Here is a 14,512-nt window from a genome sequence, read left to right as displayed (position 1 = left end):
GTTGCAGTGAAAGGGTCGGGCCGGGTGTCGCTGTCAGGATTCGTCGGTCGCGAAGAAGACGTTCTTGGTCTCGGTGAAGTGCTCGGCGGCGTCGGGCCCGAGCTCACGCCCGAGACCCGAGGCCTTCATGCCGCCGAACGGCGTCGCGTATCGCACCGACGAGTGCGAGTTGACCGACAGCACGCCGCTCTGAACACCCCGCGAGACGCGCACGGCGCGGCCGAGGTTCTCGGTCCAGATCGAGCCGGCGAGTCCGTAGGCGGTGTCGTTCGCGAGCCGGATCGCATCGGCTTCGTCATCGAACGGCATGACCGCGACGACCGGGCCGAACACCTCCTGCTGCGCGATGCGGTCGGACGGATCGGCGAGCACCACGGCCGGGGCGAACCAGAAGCCGTCGCCCTCGGGTGCGCTGCCGCGGAAGGCGATGTTCGCGTCGTCGAGGAATCCCGAGACCGTGTCGCGGTGTGCGGCCGAGATGAGCGGTCCCATGTCGGTGTCGGTGCTCGACGGGTCTCCCACTCGCCACGCAGCGACAGCCGGCTCGAGCAGTTCGAGGAATCGGTCGTACACCGATCTCTGCACCAGCAGCCGGCTGCGGGCGCAGCAATCCTGACCCGCGTTGTCGAACACCGAACCCGGAACCGCCGCGACGGCCTTCTCGAGGTCCGCGTCGGCGAAGACGATGTTGGCGCTCTTGCCGCCGAGCTCCAGCGTGACGGGCTTGAGCGCTCGCGCGCATCCGGCCGCGACCTCGATGCCGACCTCGGTCGAGCCGGTGAACACGACCTTGCGGACATCCGGATGCTCGACGAGCCGCTGCCCGACGACGGAACCCGACCCGGTGACGACCTCGAACAGCCCTTCGGGAAGACCCGCTTCGAGAGCGAGTTCGCCGAGGCGGATGGCCGTGAGAGGGGTGAGCTCGGCGGGCTTCAGCACCACGGCGTTCCCTGCGGCGAGCGCCGGCGCGAACGCCCAGGCGGCGATCGTCATCGGGAAGTTCCACGGCACGATGACGCCGACCACGCCGTAGGGGTCGTGGAAGGTGACATCGAGTCCGCCTGCCACCGGGATCTGCCGGCCGGACAGTCGCTCAGGGTCGGCGGAGTAGTAGTTGAGGACCTGCGCGACGTGACCCGCCTCCCATCGGGCGGAACCGATCGGATGCCCGGAGTTCAGCACCTCGAGCTGGGCGAGCTCTTCGGCCGCGGCCTCGACCGTGCGAGCGAACGCGCGGAGGGCATCGGCCCGAGCGACCGGGGCGAGCGCGGCCCATCGGCGCTGCGCCACGACAGCGCGCGCGATCGCGGCATCCGTCTCTCCGATGTCGGCGCGAACGATCTCGCGGATCGCCGCTCCGGTCGACGGGTTGATGACTGTGAACGCGCTCATCGGGCGTCCTCCTTCCGCCGCGCGGCGAACGCGCGGGCCTGTGCGACGAGATCGGTGAAGAGCCGCCGATCCTCGGCGTTCTCCTCGGGGTGCCATTGGACGCCGACGATGTGGCCGGCCGAGGTGTCGACGAAGGCCTGCACGAGTCCGTCGTCGGAGTGCGCAGCCGCCACGAGACCGTCGCCGAGTCGACCGACGCCCTGGTGGTGGTAGCTGTGCACGCGCATCTCGGTCTCGCCGATGATCTCGGCGAGCGGAGTGTCGGTCGACACCTCGACGTCGTTCTCGGCGAAGACGCCGCCGCCGATGCGGTACTTCTCGGTGCCGAGCGATTCGGGCAGATGCTGCTGCAGGGTGCCGCCGCGGGCGACGTTCACGAGCTGCAGACCGCGGCAGATCGCGAGCACCGGGATGCCACGGCGCTCCGCCGCCCGGAACAGGGCGAGCTCCCATGCATCACGGTCGACGCGGGCGGGGTCGGTGAGCGGATGCCGGTCCTCGCCGTACAGCTCGGGTGCCACATCGGCACCGCCCGAGAGCACGAGGCCGTCCATGCCCGAGATGGCCGCATCCGCGGCATCCGGATCCTGCGGAGGCAGGAGCAGCGCGATGCCGCCGACGGAGGTCACGCTCGTGAGGTACTGCTCAGGCAGGAACGCCGCCCGCACATCCCACACCCCCTGCTGCGCGCGCTCCAGGTACGTCGTGACGCCGATCAGCGGCCTGAGGTCAGAGGCGCTCGAAGCCACGGATGCGCTCCCAGTCGGTGACGGCCGCGTCATAGGCTTCCACCTCGATGCGGGCCTGGTTCAGGTAGTGCTCGACCACGTCGTCGCCGAACGCCGCGCGCGCGATGGTCGACTCGCTGAACAGCTTCGCGGCCTCGCGCAGGGTCGTCGGCAGATGATCGACCCCGGCCTCATAGGCGTTGCCGGTGAACCGCTCGGGCAACGGCAGCTCGTTCTCGATGCCGTGCAGCCCGCCCGCGATGATCGCCGAGATCGCGAGGTACGGGTTCACGTCTCCCCCGGGCACCCGGTTCTCCACCCGGAGCCCCGAGCCTGAACCGACCACGCGCAGGGCACACGTGCGGTTGTCGATGCCCCACGCGACTCCGGTCGGCGCGAAGCTGCCCTTCGCGAAGCGCTTGTACGAGTTGATGTTCGGCGCGAGCAGCAGGGTGAACTCGCGCAGCGTGGCGAGGATGCCGGCGATCCAGTGCTCCATCACGGGGCTGAAGCCGTGCTCGCCGTCGCCCGCCATGACCGGAGCGCCCGACTCGTCGCGCAGCGACAGGTGGATGTGGCAACTGTTGCCCTCGCGCTCGTTGAACTTGGCCATGAAGGTGAGCGCCTGCCCGTGCTGCTCGGCGATCTCCTTCGCACCGTTCTTGTAGATCGCGTGCTGGTCGGCGGTCTCTCGCACCTCCGCATAGCGGAACGCGATCTCCTGCTGACCGAAGTTGCACTCGCCCTTCACGCCCTCGCAGTAGAGCCCTGCCCCGTCCATGCTGTTGCGGATGTCGCGCAGCAGCGGCTCCATACGGGTCGAGGCGAGCAGGTTGTAGTCGACGTTGTAATCGGTCGCGGGCGTCAGACCTTCGTACTTGCGCGCCCACGCATCGCGATACGTGTTGTCGAAGACGATGAACTCGAGCTCAGTTCCGGAGTAGGCGGTCCATCCCCGCTCAGCGAGGCGGTCGCGCTGACGGTCGAGAATCGCACGGGGCGAGGGCCCGACCGGCTCGCCGTTCTGCCAGACGAGGTCGGCCATGACGAGAGCAGTGCCGTCGAGCCAGGGGATGTTGCGCAGCGTCTCGACGTCGGGCTTGAGCACCATGTCGCCGTAGCCGCGATCCCAGCCCGACATCGCGTAGCCGTCGACGGTGTTCATGTCGACGTCGACCGAGAGCAGATAGTCGCACGCCTCGGCACCGTGGGCCAGGATGTCCTCCTGGAACAGCCGCGCCGACACACGTTTGCCGACCAGCCGGCCCTGCGCGTCGGCGAAGGCCACGATCACCGTGTCGATCTCGCCGGCGGCGATGCCGGCATCCAGCTGGTCGATGCTCAGGTTGCCCGCCATCTGACGCTCCGTTCTCGTGCTGTGAAGCGATCGGCCGACCGGCTTCGCCCTCAGAGTAGATCACCTTGCCGTTTAAAGGTAGACGAAACCACCATTGACTGTCACAATCGTCCGCAAGGTGCACCCGGCGCCTGCACGCATGCGAACGGAGAGCGGATGTCCCAGCAGAGCAATGAATCCCGCAAGGTCGCCGGAGCGACCTATACACGCGCCGGGAGTGAGTATTTCGAGAAACGCACACTGAAGAGGTCTGCCGGAGTCTGGGGCCTGTGGGGCCTCGCGGTCGCCGCCGTGATCTCGGGCGACTTCTCCGGGTGGAACTTCGGCATCGACTTCGCGGGCTTCGGCGGGATGCTCATCGCCTTCGCGATCCTCGTCGCGATGTACTACGGCATGATCTTCGCGATCGGCGAGATGGCGGCCGCGATGCCGCACACCGGCGGCGCCTACTCGTTCGCCCGATCGGCCATGGGCCCGTGGGGCGGCCTCGTCACCGGCGCGGCCGAGACCATCGAGTACGTCGCGACCACCGCGGTGATCGTCTACTTCTCGGCGTCGTATGCGAACGGCATCACGAGTGAGCTGCTGGGCCTCGAGCTGCCGGGATGGGTCTGGTACCTCATCCTCTACATCGTCTTCATCGCCCTGAACTCCGCGGGAGCGGCGATCTCGTTCCGCTTCGCGATCATCGTGTCGGTGATCTCGATCGGGATCATCCTGGTCTTCTCCGCCATGGCGCTCTTCTCGGGCGCGTTCTCGTGGGATGCCCTGTGGGACATCGTGCCCGACGAGGGCCAGACGGCGTTCCTCCCCCACGGCGTCCTGCCGATCCTGTTCGCACTGCCCTTCGCGATGTGGTTCTTCCTCGGCATCGAGGAGCTGCCGCTCGCGGCGGAGGAATCGCACAACCCGACGCGCGACATCCCCAAGGCAGGGTTCTGGGCTCGCGGCACCCTCATCATCACGGGCCTCCTGGTGCTGTTCCTCAACACCGGCGTGCTCGGTGCCGAAGCGACAGGCACCGCCGGCGAACCGCTGCTCGACGGCTTCCGCGCGATCGTGGGCGACCAGCTCGCCGCCGTGCTCGCGCTGTTCGCACTCATCGGCCTGCTCGCCTCACTGCAGGGCATCATGTTCGCCTACGGACGCAACATGTACTCGCTGTCACGCGCCGGGTACTACCCGCGCTTCCTCTCCCTCACCGGAAAGCGCCAGACGCCGTGGGTCGCCCTCACGGTGGGTGCAGCCATCGGCTTCGTCGCGCTGATCGTGCTCGACGTGCTCACCGCGGTCGACTCCGAGGGCGCGGGCACCGTCGCCGGTGCGATCGTCCTGAACATCGCCGTCTGGGGAGCCGTCGTCGCATACGGACTGCAGCTCGTGTCGTTCATCATCCTGCGCAAGAAGTTCCCGAACGTCGACCGCCCGTACGTGAGCCCGTGGGGCATCCCGGGTGCGGTCATCGCCCTCGTGATCGCGGCACTGATCTTCGTGGGCTTCCTGCTGAACCCCACGTTCGGCCCGGCGATCATCGCGATCGCGATCGTCTATGCGATCATCCTGCTCGGCTTCGGCCTGTTCTTCCGGCACCGTCTCGTGCTCTCCCCCGAAGAGGAGTACGCGCTGTCGGGCGGTTCGCACGGAGACCCGCAGGCCGAGGGCTACGACGCCATGGAGGGCGAGGTGTTCGGCGGCGGACGCTGATCGAGAGGAGGAGCGCGGCTCTACTTGCGGTCGAAGTCGAACGCCTTGAGCAGCTCGTCGACGGCCTTGTCGCGCTCCTCCCCGCCCTCGTCGAACATGTGCGTCACGTGCGTGCGCAGGTGGTTCTCGAGCAGCAGACGGTTGAGAGACTCCAGAGAGCGCTGGATCGCGCGGGACTGCGTGATGATGTCCATGCAGTACTCCTCGTTCTCGATCATCCGCGCGACTCCGCGCATCTGACCTTCGAGGATGCTGGTGCGGTGCAGTGCACGCTTCTTGATGTCTTCGATCACGTTTCGAGGGTACTCGGCCTCTGCCGCTGTCAGTCCTCGAACGGGTTCAGCACCGACAGGCCGGGGATCTCGAAGTCCTTCGTGTTGCGCGTCACGAGAGTCAGGCCGTGATGCAACGCTGTGGCCGCGATCAGCGCGTCAGCCCACGGACGACGATCCGGCACGTTGAGAGCGGCGCACGTCCGCGCGATCTGCGGAGAGACGGGGAGGATGCGGGAGCCGAGCCCGAGTCGGAGCGCGTCCAGCCAGCGTCGGAGTGCTCTCGCCTGACGCGGGTCGCGCCGCTGGAGTCCGAGGACACCGAGTTCCAGCTCGTAGTCGGTGATGGCGCTCATGTGAAGAGCCTCGGGCTCCCCGCTCTTCATCCAGGTGCGAGCGGCGATGCCGGCTCCGATTCCGCGCCTCGCGTCGGAGAACGTGTTCGTGTCGAGCAGATACATCGGTCAGAACTCGATCGGAGGACGACCGAAGTCCGTCTTCCGGTCGGCGACGATCTCGTCGATGATGCGATCGAACTCGCCGTCGTCGTCCACGAGGTCCTCCTCCGGCATCGCGAGGAACTCGAGAATCGACCCGGGCCGGGCCGGGGCTAGCCGTTCGTACTCGTCGATGCTCAAGAGCACGTACGCGGGCTCGCCGCGCTTCGTGATCATCACGGGCTGGTCGTCGGCGACGCGCTGAGCGCGCGCGACGGACTGGTTGAATTCTCGAGCGGTCATGGTGAACACGATGTACCTCGATTCCGAATGTAGTGATGGTACTACACAGCCCAGATCTCTCGACGGACGACAGGACTCGATGCGGTACGCCGTACTCGGCTCGAACTCCCCGTGAAAGGATGACGTCATGCCGCGAACCCCGATGGCGCTCCTGTCGCCCGCAGACCAGGCGCGACTTCGCGCTCTCCGACGAATGAAGGCCGTGGCGCTCGGTGCGCTGATCTTCATGGCCGTCGTCTTCGTGATCGCGTTCGCGTTCCAGGAACGGCAGCCGTGGCTGGGCTACGTCCGGGCAGCCGCAGAGGGCGGGATGGTCGGCGCCCTGGCCGACTGGTTCGCCGTGACCGCGCTGTTCCGTCGTCCACTCGGCCTGCCGATCCCGCACACCGCGATCATCCCGAACCGCAAGGACGAGATCGGCCGCACGCTCGGCGAGTTCGTCGAGACGAACTTCCTCGAGGCGAGCGTCGTGCGCACCAAGCTGGCCAGCACCGCGATCGCCAAGCGCGCCGGCGAATGGCTGAGCGAACCCGCCCACGCCGAGCGCGTGGGCGCCGAGGGAGCGACGATCGCGACCGCCGTGCTCAACGCCCTCAGCGACGACGACGTGCGAGACCTCATCACGGACCTGGCCCGTGAGCACCTCGTCTCCCCCGAGTGGGGCCCGCCCGCCGGCGCCTGGCTCGAGAAGATCGTCGAGGCCGGCGCGCATCACGGCGCCGTCGACCTCGCGGCCGACAGCATCGGCCGCTGGCTGGACGCGAACGCCGAGTCGTTCTCGGGCCTCATCTCACGCAGGCTGCCCGGATGGGTGCCGAAGCTCGCGCACCGGTTCGTCGACGACACGGCCTACAACGAGGCCGTGAAGTTCGTCCGCGCCGTGCAGGCCGATCCGCAGCATCCGGCCCGTCTCGCGGTCGACGGGTACCTCGCCCGACTCGCCGACAGCCTGCAGAACGACCCGGAGACGCGCGCCAAGCTCGAGAACGCCAAGTCGTCGCTCTTCGACAGCCCCCGCGTGGGCGCCCTCGCCGCCGAGGCGTGGAACACGGCGAAGAACGGACTGCTCGCCGCCCTCGCCGACCCCGAGAGCGGGCTGCGCGTCCGCGCGGCTCAGGCCCTGCGGGAAGTCGGTGAAAGGCTCACGACGGATGCCGCACTGCAGCACCGCGTCGACACGTGGGTGTCGGATGCCGCGGTGTTCCTCGTCGACCGCTACCGCCATGACATCGCGTCGATCATCACCGACACCGTCGAGCGCTGGGACCCGGTCGAGACCACCGAGAAGATCGAGCTCATGGTCGGCCGCGACCTGCAGTACATCCGCCTGAACGGCACCTTCGTCGGCGCGCTGGCGGGCCTCGCGATCTTCACGATCGCGCACCTGGTCATTCCCGGGGTCTGAGGCGTGCGGATCGTCGTGTCGGGCACGCACGCGAGCGGCAAGAGCACCCTGATCTCAGACTTCCACGCGGCACATCCCGAGTACACGGTGCTCGGCGATCCGTTCGACGACGTCGAGTCGGAGGCGCCGACTGGCGCGGCCAGCTTCGTGGCGCAGCTCCGCGTGACGGTCTCTCGGCTGCGAGAGTCGGCGCGCGAGAGTTCCGTCATCTCGGAACGTGGTCCCGTCGACTTCCTCGCCTACCTCACCGCGCTGGAGATGCTGGGACGCGGCGACGGCGCCCTGCTCTCTCGAGCCCAGGAGCTGGTCGAGACCTCCATGGCCCACATCGATCTGATCGCCGTCGTGCCGCTGGACCTACGGCACCCGATCGACGTTCCCGACGACGAGGATCCGGCCCTCCGAGAGGCGATGGAGAGCGCTCTTCTGGATGCGCTCGACGACCTCGAACGCGCCGGTGGTGCGCCGCCGATCGTGACGCTCACCGGGAATCCGCAGGAGAGGCTCGCGCAGCTGGAGATGGCTGCCGGCCTCTGAGGTTCGGCACGCCGCCTGCGCGCACGAGCATCCTCGGCGCTGCGCGGAGAGAACTCGCAGTCATCGGGTGGCGAGGGCGGCGAGCATCTCGAGCACGCACAGCGCGGCGAGGCGCACCGTGCGCATGTCATCGGTGTCGGCCGTCGCGTCGACCTCGGCGATGTCCGCACTGACGACCCGCGGATCCGCGACGATCGAGCGGACGAGCGCGCGCAGCTCCCACGCGGCGAAGCCGCCGGGGACGGATGCCGGGCATCCGGGCGCTGCAGCCCTGTCGGCGGCGTCGACGTCGACATCGAGGTGGATGCGGGCACCGGCGCCCGCTCCCGCGATGCGCGTGGCTTCGGCGACGACCTCGGCGATGCCCCTTCGGCGCACCTCGTCGAGGGTGATCACGCGGATGCCCCAGTCGGCGGCGCGCGCGGCGTACGCGGCGGAGTTCGCGAAGTCCGCGATGCCGATCTGGACGATCCGCGTCGGATCGATCCGCTCGCCCTCCGGCGCATCCTCGACGAGCCGCCGCACGGGTGAGCCGTTCGAGATCCCGTCGCGCAGGTCGAAGTGCGCGTCGATCGTGATCAGTCCGGTGGCCCGAGCGCCCCGAGCGACCGGGTAGGTCAGCGCGTTGTCGCCGCCGAGCGCGATGACGAGGCGCGTGGCATCGGCGAGCTCGCGCACCCGCGCGACCGTCGCAGCGATGCCGTCCTCTCCGTCTGGTTCGACCACGTCGCCCGCGTCGAGCACGCGCAGCGCGTCGGTGAGGTCGACGACCGGCGGACCCATCAGGGTGGCGCTGTAGCGGGTGAGCGCCTCCCGGATCGCGGCGGGTGTCGCGTGCGCGCCGGTCGGCGACAGCGAGGTGCGCCACGTAGGAACACCGAGCAGCACGGCATCCGCATCATCCCCTGCGGCGAACGCGGGCCACGACCCGGCACGCGGCCAGAGGTCATCGTGCGACAGGGCCATGATCCTCCGTTCCGCGAGCGTCGAAGACCGCGACACCGTCTTTCCAGACCTGCTCGACGAGCGGCACCCCCGGGCGGTAGGCCAGGTGGATTCGGGTGGGAGCCTTCAGCAGCACGAGGTCGGCCCGCACCCCAGGTGCGATGACGCCGACGTCGTCGCGCCGCAGTGCCAGCGCTCCCCCGGCGGTCGCCGCCCACACGGCCTCGGCGGGTGTCATCCCCATGTCGCGCACGGCGATCGCGATGCAGAACGGCATGGAGGAGGTGAAGCTCGACCCCGGGTTCGTGTCGCAGGCGATCGCCACGGTGACTCCCGCGTCGATGAGTCGGCGGGCGTCGGGGTACGGCTGCCTCGTCGAGAACTCCACCCCGGGCAACAGGGTGAGCACGGTGTCGGATCCGGTGAGCGCTGCGATGTCGGCGTCCGTCAGGTAGGTGCCGTGGTCGACGGATGCCGCGCCGAGCTCGACTGCGAGACGGACTCCGTCACCCGGGCCGAGCTGGCTCGCGTGCACGCGCGGCATCAGTCCCTTCGCGATGCCGGCGTCGAGCACCCGCCGCGACTGCTCGACCGAGAACGCCCCGGTCTCGCAGAACACGTCGATCCACTTCGAATGCGGTGCACAGGCGTCGAGCATCGGCCCGGTCACCAGGTCGACATACTCGTCGGCACGGCCGGCGTAGTCCGCGGGAACCACATGGGCACCGAGGAACGTCACCTCCGGCGTGACCTCGGCAGCGAGGCGCACGAGACGTTCTTCGTCCGCGACGCTCAGCCCGTAGCCGCTCTTGATCTCGATCGTGGTGGTGCCCTGAGCGAGCAGTTCGTCGACGAATACCCGCAGGCGCGCGCGCAGCTGATCGTCGCTCGACGCTCGGGTCTCCGCGACGGTCGAGCGGATGCCGCCGGCCGCGTACTTCTGCCCGGCCATCCGCGCCTCGAACTCGGCGGCACGATCGCCCCCGAACACCAGGTGGCTGTGGCTGTCGACGAACCCGGGGATGACGGCACGTCCGCCCGCGTCCACGATCTCGTCGGCATCGGGTGCGTCGTTGGCCGAGCCGACCCAGGCGATTCGCTCGCCGTCGAGGAGAACGGCCGCCTCGACGAGGGTGCCGAAGCGGTCACCGTCGGATGAGCCGACGTTGGTCGTCAGCTCAGCGATGTTCGTGATCAGCGAGGTGCTCACAGCATCGGCACCTTCAGGCCGCGCTCGCGGGCGATGTCGCGAGCGTGCTCGTACCCCGCGTCGACGTGTCGCATGACGCCCGTGCCGGGGTCGTTGGTGAGCACGCGCTCGAGCTTCTCGGCGGCGAGCGCCGAGCCGTCGGCGACGGTGACCTGGCCGGCGTGGATCGAGCGGCCGATCCCGACGCCGCCGCCATGGTGCAGCGACACCCACGATGCGCCGGATGCCGTGTTGAGCAGCGCGTTCAGCAGCGGCCAGTCGGCGATGGCATCCGACCCGTCCTTCATGGCCTCGGTCTCGCGATAGGGCGAGGCGACCGAACCCGAGTCGAGGTGGTCGCGGCCGATCACGATCGGGGCGGCGAGCTCGCCGGAGGCCACCATCTCGTTGAACTTGAGGCCCGCCAGGTGACGCTCCTTGTAGCCGAGCCAGCAGATGCGGGCAGGCAGGCCCTCGAAGTGCACCTTCTCGCCGGCCTTCTCGAGCCAGCGATGCAGAGCCTTGTCTTCGGGGAACAGCTCGGCGATCGCACGATCGGTCTTGTAGATGTCCTCGGGATCTCCCGAGAGAGCGGCCCAGCGGAAGGGCCCACGGCCCTCTTCGAACTGCGGGCGGATGTACGCCGGCACGAAACCGGGGAACTCGAAGGCGCGGTCGAAGCCACCGAGCTGGGCCTCGGCCCGGATCGAATTGCCGTAGTCGAAGACCGCGGCCCCCGCATCCTGGAAGGCCACCATCGCGGCGACGTGCTGCGCCATCGATTCGCGCGAGCGGCGGGTGAACTCCTCGGCGTCCCGCTCGGCCTCTGCCTTCCACTCGGCGACTGCGATGCCGACGGGCAGGTAGGCGAGCGGGTCGTGCGCACTGGTCTGGTCGGTGACGATGTCGATCGGCACACCGCGGCGCAGCAGCTCGGGGAAGACCTCCGCCGCGTTCCCGACGACGCCGACCGACAGGGCCTCGCCGGCGTCCTTCGCCGCGACGACCCGGGCGATCGCCGCGTCGAGGTCGGTCGTGTACTCGTCGAGGTAGCCGTGCTCGACACGACGGGCGAGGCGCGATTCGTCGACGTCGACGATGAGCACGGCACCGTCGTTGAGGGTGACCGCCAGCGGCTGCGCGCCACCCATTCCGCCGGCACCGCCGGTCAGAGTCAGCGTGCCCTTCAGCGAGTCTCTGCCGAGCGACCGGGCGACGGCCGAGAACGTCTCGTAGGTCCCCTGCAGAATGCCCTGGGTTCCGATGTAGATCCACGACCCCGCGGTCATCTGCCCGTACATGATCAGCCCCAGCTCCTCGAGCCGGCGGAACTCGGGCCAGTTCGCCCAGTCGCCCACGAGGTTCGAGTTCGCGATCAGCACTCGCGGCGCCCACTCGTGCGTGCGGAAGACGCCGACCGGCTTGCCCGACTGCACGAGCAGCGTCTCGTCCGGCTCGAGCTCGTCGAGGGTGCGGACGATCGCGTCGTACGCCTCCCAGCTGCGCGCCGCCTTGCCGGTGCCGCCGTAGACGACGAGGTCTTCGGGATGCTCGGCCACCTCGGCGTCGAGGTTGTTCATCAGCATGCGCTTGGCGGCTTCGGCGCCCCAGCTCTTGGCCGTGCGGTGGTTGCCGCGGGCGGCGCGAACGACGCGCGGTCCCGTCGCGGTCGTCGTCGTCGACTCGGGGGTCGTCGTGTCAGTCATGCGCGTGCTCCTTTGCGATGCGGGCGATTGCGCCGGACTGCACGAGTGCGGTCACGGCTTCCATGTCTGGGGAGAGGAATCGGTCGGGTCCTGGTCCTGCGGCGACGGTGCGCACCAGATCGCGCACGGCACCGGTCGCAGGGCCTGCCTGCAGCGGGGCGCGCAGGTCGAGCGCGCGGGCGCCGGTGAGGATCTCGATGGCGATGACACGGCCGAGTCCGTCGATCGCCCGACGGAGCTTGCGGGCCGCGGCCCAGCCCATCGACACGTGATCCTCCTGCATCGCCGACGAAGGGATCGAATCGACGGATGCCGGCACGGCGAGGCGCTTGAGCTCCGAGACGATGCCCGCGGAGGCGTACTGAGCGATCATCAGTCCCGAGTCGACGCCGACCTCGTCGGCCAGGAACGGAGGCAGGCCGTGGTTGCGTGCCGGATCGAGCGCCCGGTCTGTACGGCGCTCCGAGATCGACGCGACGTCAGCCACGGAGATCGCGAGGAAGTCCAGGACGGCAGCGACGGGTGCGCCGTGGAAGTTGCCGTTCGACTCGATGCGGCCGTCGACAGTGATGACCGGGTTGTCGATCACGCTGGCGAGCTCTCGCTCGGCGATCATCGAGGCATAGCCCATCGTGTCGCGCGCGGTCCCGTGCACCTGGGGCGAGCAGCGCAGCGAATACGCGTCCTGCACGCGGCCGTCCTCCGGCCCCTTGTGGCTGTGCACGATCGGCGAGTCCCGCAGGAACGACCGCAGGTTCGAGGCCGATTCCGCCTGTGCCGACTGCGGACGAAGAGCCATGAGGTCGGCCGCGAACACGGCGTCCGTGCCCATCTGCGATTCGACCGACATCGCCGCGGCCATGTCGGCGGTGAGCAGCAGGGTCTCGAGGTCGTGCAGCGCCAGCACGAGCATCCCGAGCATGCCGTCGGTGCCGTTGATGAGGGCCAGCCCCTCCTTCTCGACGAGGGTGAGCGGCTCGATGCCGGCGGCCGAGAGCGCCGCTGATGCCGCGACGAGTTCGCCATCCGCCACGCGGACGTCACCCTCGCCCATCGCAGCAAGGGCGATGTGCGCGAGGGGAGCAAGATCGCCCGAACAGCCGAGCGAGCCGTACTCGCGAACGACGGGTGTGATGCCCGCGTTCAACAGCCCCGCGTAGGTTTCGACGACGACCGGGCGAACGCCCGTCCGCCCAGAGGTCAAGGTCTGCAGGCGCAGCAGCTGCAGACCGCGCACGACCTCGCGCTCGACCTCCGCGCCGGTGCCGGCCGCGTGCGAGCGGATCAGACTGGCCTGCAGCTGCATCCGGCGATCCGGAGCGATGAACGTCGTAGCGAGCGCGCCGAATCCGGTGGAGACGCCGTAGTGCGGGTGCGGATCGGCGGCCAGTCCGTCGATCACCCGCCGTGTGTCCGCCACTCGGGCGAGGGCTGCGGGGCTGATCGCCACCGGCGCACCGTGGCGGGCGACCGCGACGACATCGGCGTGGCTCAGTGGGGCATCGCCGACGAGGACGGAGGACAGTTCGGTCATGTCTCGATTCCACACCCGCAGGGTCGCGGGCGACAGCGGTTCGTGGGATCCTTTGTCTGTGATCCCAGACAGAACGGATGCCGCAGCACAGGTCCCGGCGGCCGACAACACGCTGCGGATCCTGCGATACCTCGCCGGGCGGCCGGCCCCGGTCGCCGCATCAGCCATCGCTCGCGAACTCGAGCTGCCGCGCTCGACCGTCTATCACCTGCTGGCCACCCTCGCCGAGCACGGATTCGTGCTTCACCTGCGCGAGGACCGACGGTGGGGTCTCGGCACCTCTGCGTTCGAGCTCGCCGGCGGGTATGCGCGACAGCAGCCACTCGCGCGTCTGGGGCGCCCACTCGTCGCCGCCCTCTCCGACCGCCTCGGCGAGAGTGCGCACCTCGCGGTGATGAGCGGCGGCGACGTGCTCTACATCGTCGAGGAGCGGGCCCCACGACGCCAGGCCCTCATCACGGATGTGGGAGTGAGGCTTCCTGCCCACCTGACCGCGTCGGGGCGCGCGATGTTGGCCGCGCTCCCCCGAGAGCAGGTGCGAGCTCTCTACCCGAGTGCGTCAGCGTTTCCCGACCGCACCGGGCTCGGGCCTCGGAAGCCGAGCGACCTGCGCGAGCTGCTGCGCACGGTGCGTGCACGAGGTTATGCCACCGAAGACAGCGAGGTGGCAGAGGGCCTGCGCAGCGTCGGCGCGGTCGTCTGCGATCACGCGGGCTGGCCCGTAGCCGCCGTCGCGGTGACCTGGGCGGGGACGGATCTCGACGAGACCGTGCTCGCAGCCGCTGTCCGCGAGACTGCATCCGTGCTCGAGTCACGGCTCAAGCGATAGCGGATCTCGCAGCGATGCGAGTGCCGCGCCAGTCGAGGCACTCGCATCTCGCACGCACGTTAACGCAGAAAAGCCACCCAACATTGGGTGGCTTTTCTGTATAAAAGAAGTCCGGCGGTGTCCTACTCTCCCACAGGGTCCCCCCTGCAGTACCATCGGCGCTGTGAGGCT

The 14,512-nt window shown here is 69.0% G+C and carries 14 protein-coding genes; 4 read left to right on the top strand and 10 right to left on the bottom strand.

Going from position 1 to position 14,512, the window contains the following annotated elements; all coding sequences use genetic code 11:
* Nucleotides 1-33 precede the first annotated feature (33 nt).
* From RU09_RS04165 to RU09_RS04155, 3 genes are read right to left on the bottom strand one after another with little or no spacing between them, the layout of a single operon-like run.
* Nucleotides 34-1,395: an aldehyde dehydrogenase family protein gene (locus RU09_RS04165; protein WP_042537818.1), complete on the bottom strand. Its 1,362-nt coding sequence runs from the start codon at nucleotides 1,393-1,395 to the stop codon at nucleotides 34-36.
* A complete protein-coding gene (locus tag RU09_RS04160) occupies nucleotides 1,392-2,144 on the bottom strand; it encodes a gamma-glutamyl-gamma-aminobutyrate hydrolase family protein (protein WP_082041033.1) in 753 nt (250 codons plus the stop codon). Before RU09_RS04160 ends, RU09_RS04165 begins: the two co-directional genes overlap by 4 nt.
* Nucleotides 2,125-3,480 (bottom strand): glutamine synthetase family protein, encoded by a 1,356-nt coding sequence (locus RU09_RS04155; protein ID WP_042537814.1) that lies wholly within the window; start codon nucleotides 3,478-3,480, stop codon nucleotides 2,125-2,127. Before RU09_RS04155 ends, RU09_RS04160 begins: the two co-directional genes overlap by 20 nt.
* Nucleotides 3,481-3,636: 156 nt before the next feature.
* Here RU09_RS04155 and RU09_RS04150 point away from each other — a divergent pair, with 156 nt between their 5' ends.
* Nucleotides 3,637-5,184, top strand: coding sequence for an amino acid permease (locus RU09_RS04150; RefSeq protein WP_042537812.1), 1,548 nt, complete (start codon nucleotides 3,637-3,639; stop codon nucleotides 5,182-5,184).
* 20 nt (nucleotides 5,185-5,204) lie between these two features.
* On the opposite strand, the gene RU09_RS04145 is transcribed toward RU09_RS04150, so the two are convergent.
* From RU09_RS04145 to RU09_RS04135, 3 genes are read right to left on the bottom strand one after another with little or no spacing between them, the layout of a single operon-like run.
* The gene (locus tag RU09_RS04145; RefSeq protein WP_042537810.1) at nucleotides 5,205-5,477 is read right to left on the bottom strand and encodes a metal-sensitive transcriptional regulator; all 273 of its coding nucleotides are present in this window, start codon (nucleotides 5,475-5,477) and stop codon (nucleotides 5,205-5,207) included.
* 29 nt (nucleotides 5,478-5,506) lie between these two features.
* Nucleotides 5,507-5,917, bottom strand: a complete 411-nt coding sequence (locus tag RU09_RS04140) for a type II toxin-antitoxin system VapC family toxin (protein ID WP_042537807.1) — start codon at nucleotides 5,915-5,917, stop codon at nucleotides 5,507-5,509.
* Between the two features lie 3 nt (nucleotides 5,918-5,920).
* Complete coding sequence (locus RU09_RS04135) at nucleotides 5,921-6,196, bottom strand: type II toxin-antitoxin system prevent-host-death family antitoxin (RefSeq protein ID WP_052492856.1); 276 nt, start codon at nucleotides 6,194-6,196, stop codon at nucleotides 5,921-5,923.
* A 127-nt stretch (nucleotides 6,197-6,323) separates the two neighbouring features.
* On the opposite strand from RU09_RS04135, the gene RU09_RS04130 reads away from it, so the two are divergent.
* Nucleotides 6,324-7,601 (top strand): DUF445 domain-containing protein, encoded by a 1,278-nt coding sequence (locus RU09_RS04130; protein ID WP_042537803.1) that lies wholly within the window; start codon nucleotides 6,324-6,326, stop codon nucleotides 7,599-7,601.
* 15 nt (nucleotides 7,602-7,616) lie between these two features.
* Nucleotides 7,617-8,138, top strand: a complete 522-nt coding sequence (locus RU09_RS04125) for an AAA family ATPase (protein WP_231567460.1) — start codon at nucleotides 7,617-7,619, stop codon at nucleotides 8,136-8,138.
* 60 nt (nucleotides 8,139-8,198) lie between these two features.
* Here the strand turns inward: RU09_RS04125 and RU09_RS04120 are convergent, their stop codons facing one another.
* The 4 genes from RU09_RS04120 to hutH are packed head-to-tail and all read right to left on the bottom strand — an operon-like array spanning nucleotide 8,199 to nucleotide 13,512.
* Nucleotides 8,199-9,104, bottom strand: a complete 906-nt coding sequence (locus RU09_RS04120; RefSeq protein ID WP_042537799.1) for an arginase family protein — start codon at nucleotides 9,102-9,104, stop codon at nucleotides 8,199-8,201.
* Entirely contained in the window at nucleotides 9,085-10,293 is a 1,209-nt protein-coding gene (hutI, locus tag RU09_RS04115) for an imidazolonepropionase (protein WP_042537797.1), read from the bottom strand. Before hutI ends, RU09_RS04120 begins: the two co-directional genes overlap by 20 nt.
* Nucleotides 10,290-11,978: a urocanate hydratase gene (hutU, locus tag RU09_RS04110; RefSeq protein WP_042537796.1), complete on the bottom strand. Its 1,689-nt coding sequence runs from the start codon at nucleotides 11,976-11,978 to the stop codon at nucleotides 10,290-10,292. The genes hutI and hutU overlap by 4 nt, the downstream gene beginning before the upstream one ends.
* Nucleotides 11,971-13,512: a histidine ammonia-lyase gene (gene hutH, locus RU09_RS04105; protein ID WP_042537794.1), complete on the bottom strand. Its 1,542-nt coding sequence runs from the start codon at nucleotides 13,510-13,512 to the stop codon at nucleotides 11,971-11,973. Before hutH ends, hutU begins: the two co-directional genes overlap by 8 nt.
* A gap of 52 nt (nucleotides 13,513-13,564) precedes the next feature.
* Here hutH and RU09_RS04100 point away from each other — a divergent pair, with 52 nt between their 5' ends.
* On the top strand, nucleotides 13,565-14,341 hold the full coding sequence (locus tag RU09_RS04100; protein ID WP_042537893.1) for an IclR family transcriptional regulator: 777 nt from the start codon (nucleotides 13,565-13,567) through the stop codon (nucleotides 14,339-14,341).
* The last annotated feature ends 171 nt before the right edge of the window (nucleotides 14,342-14,512 follow it).

Origin of the sequence: Microbacterium sp. MEJ108Y, assembly GCF_000834175.1 — a bacterium.
Classification (GTDB): domain Bacteria; phylum Actinomycetota; class Actinomycetes; order Actinomycetales; family Microbacteriaceae; genus Microbacterium; species Microbacterium forte.
Note: the sequence above shows the minus strand (reverse complement) of the source record. Positions and strands in the feature narration are given on the sequence as shown.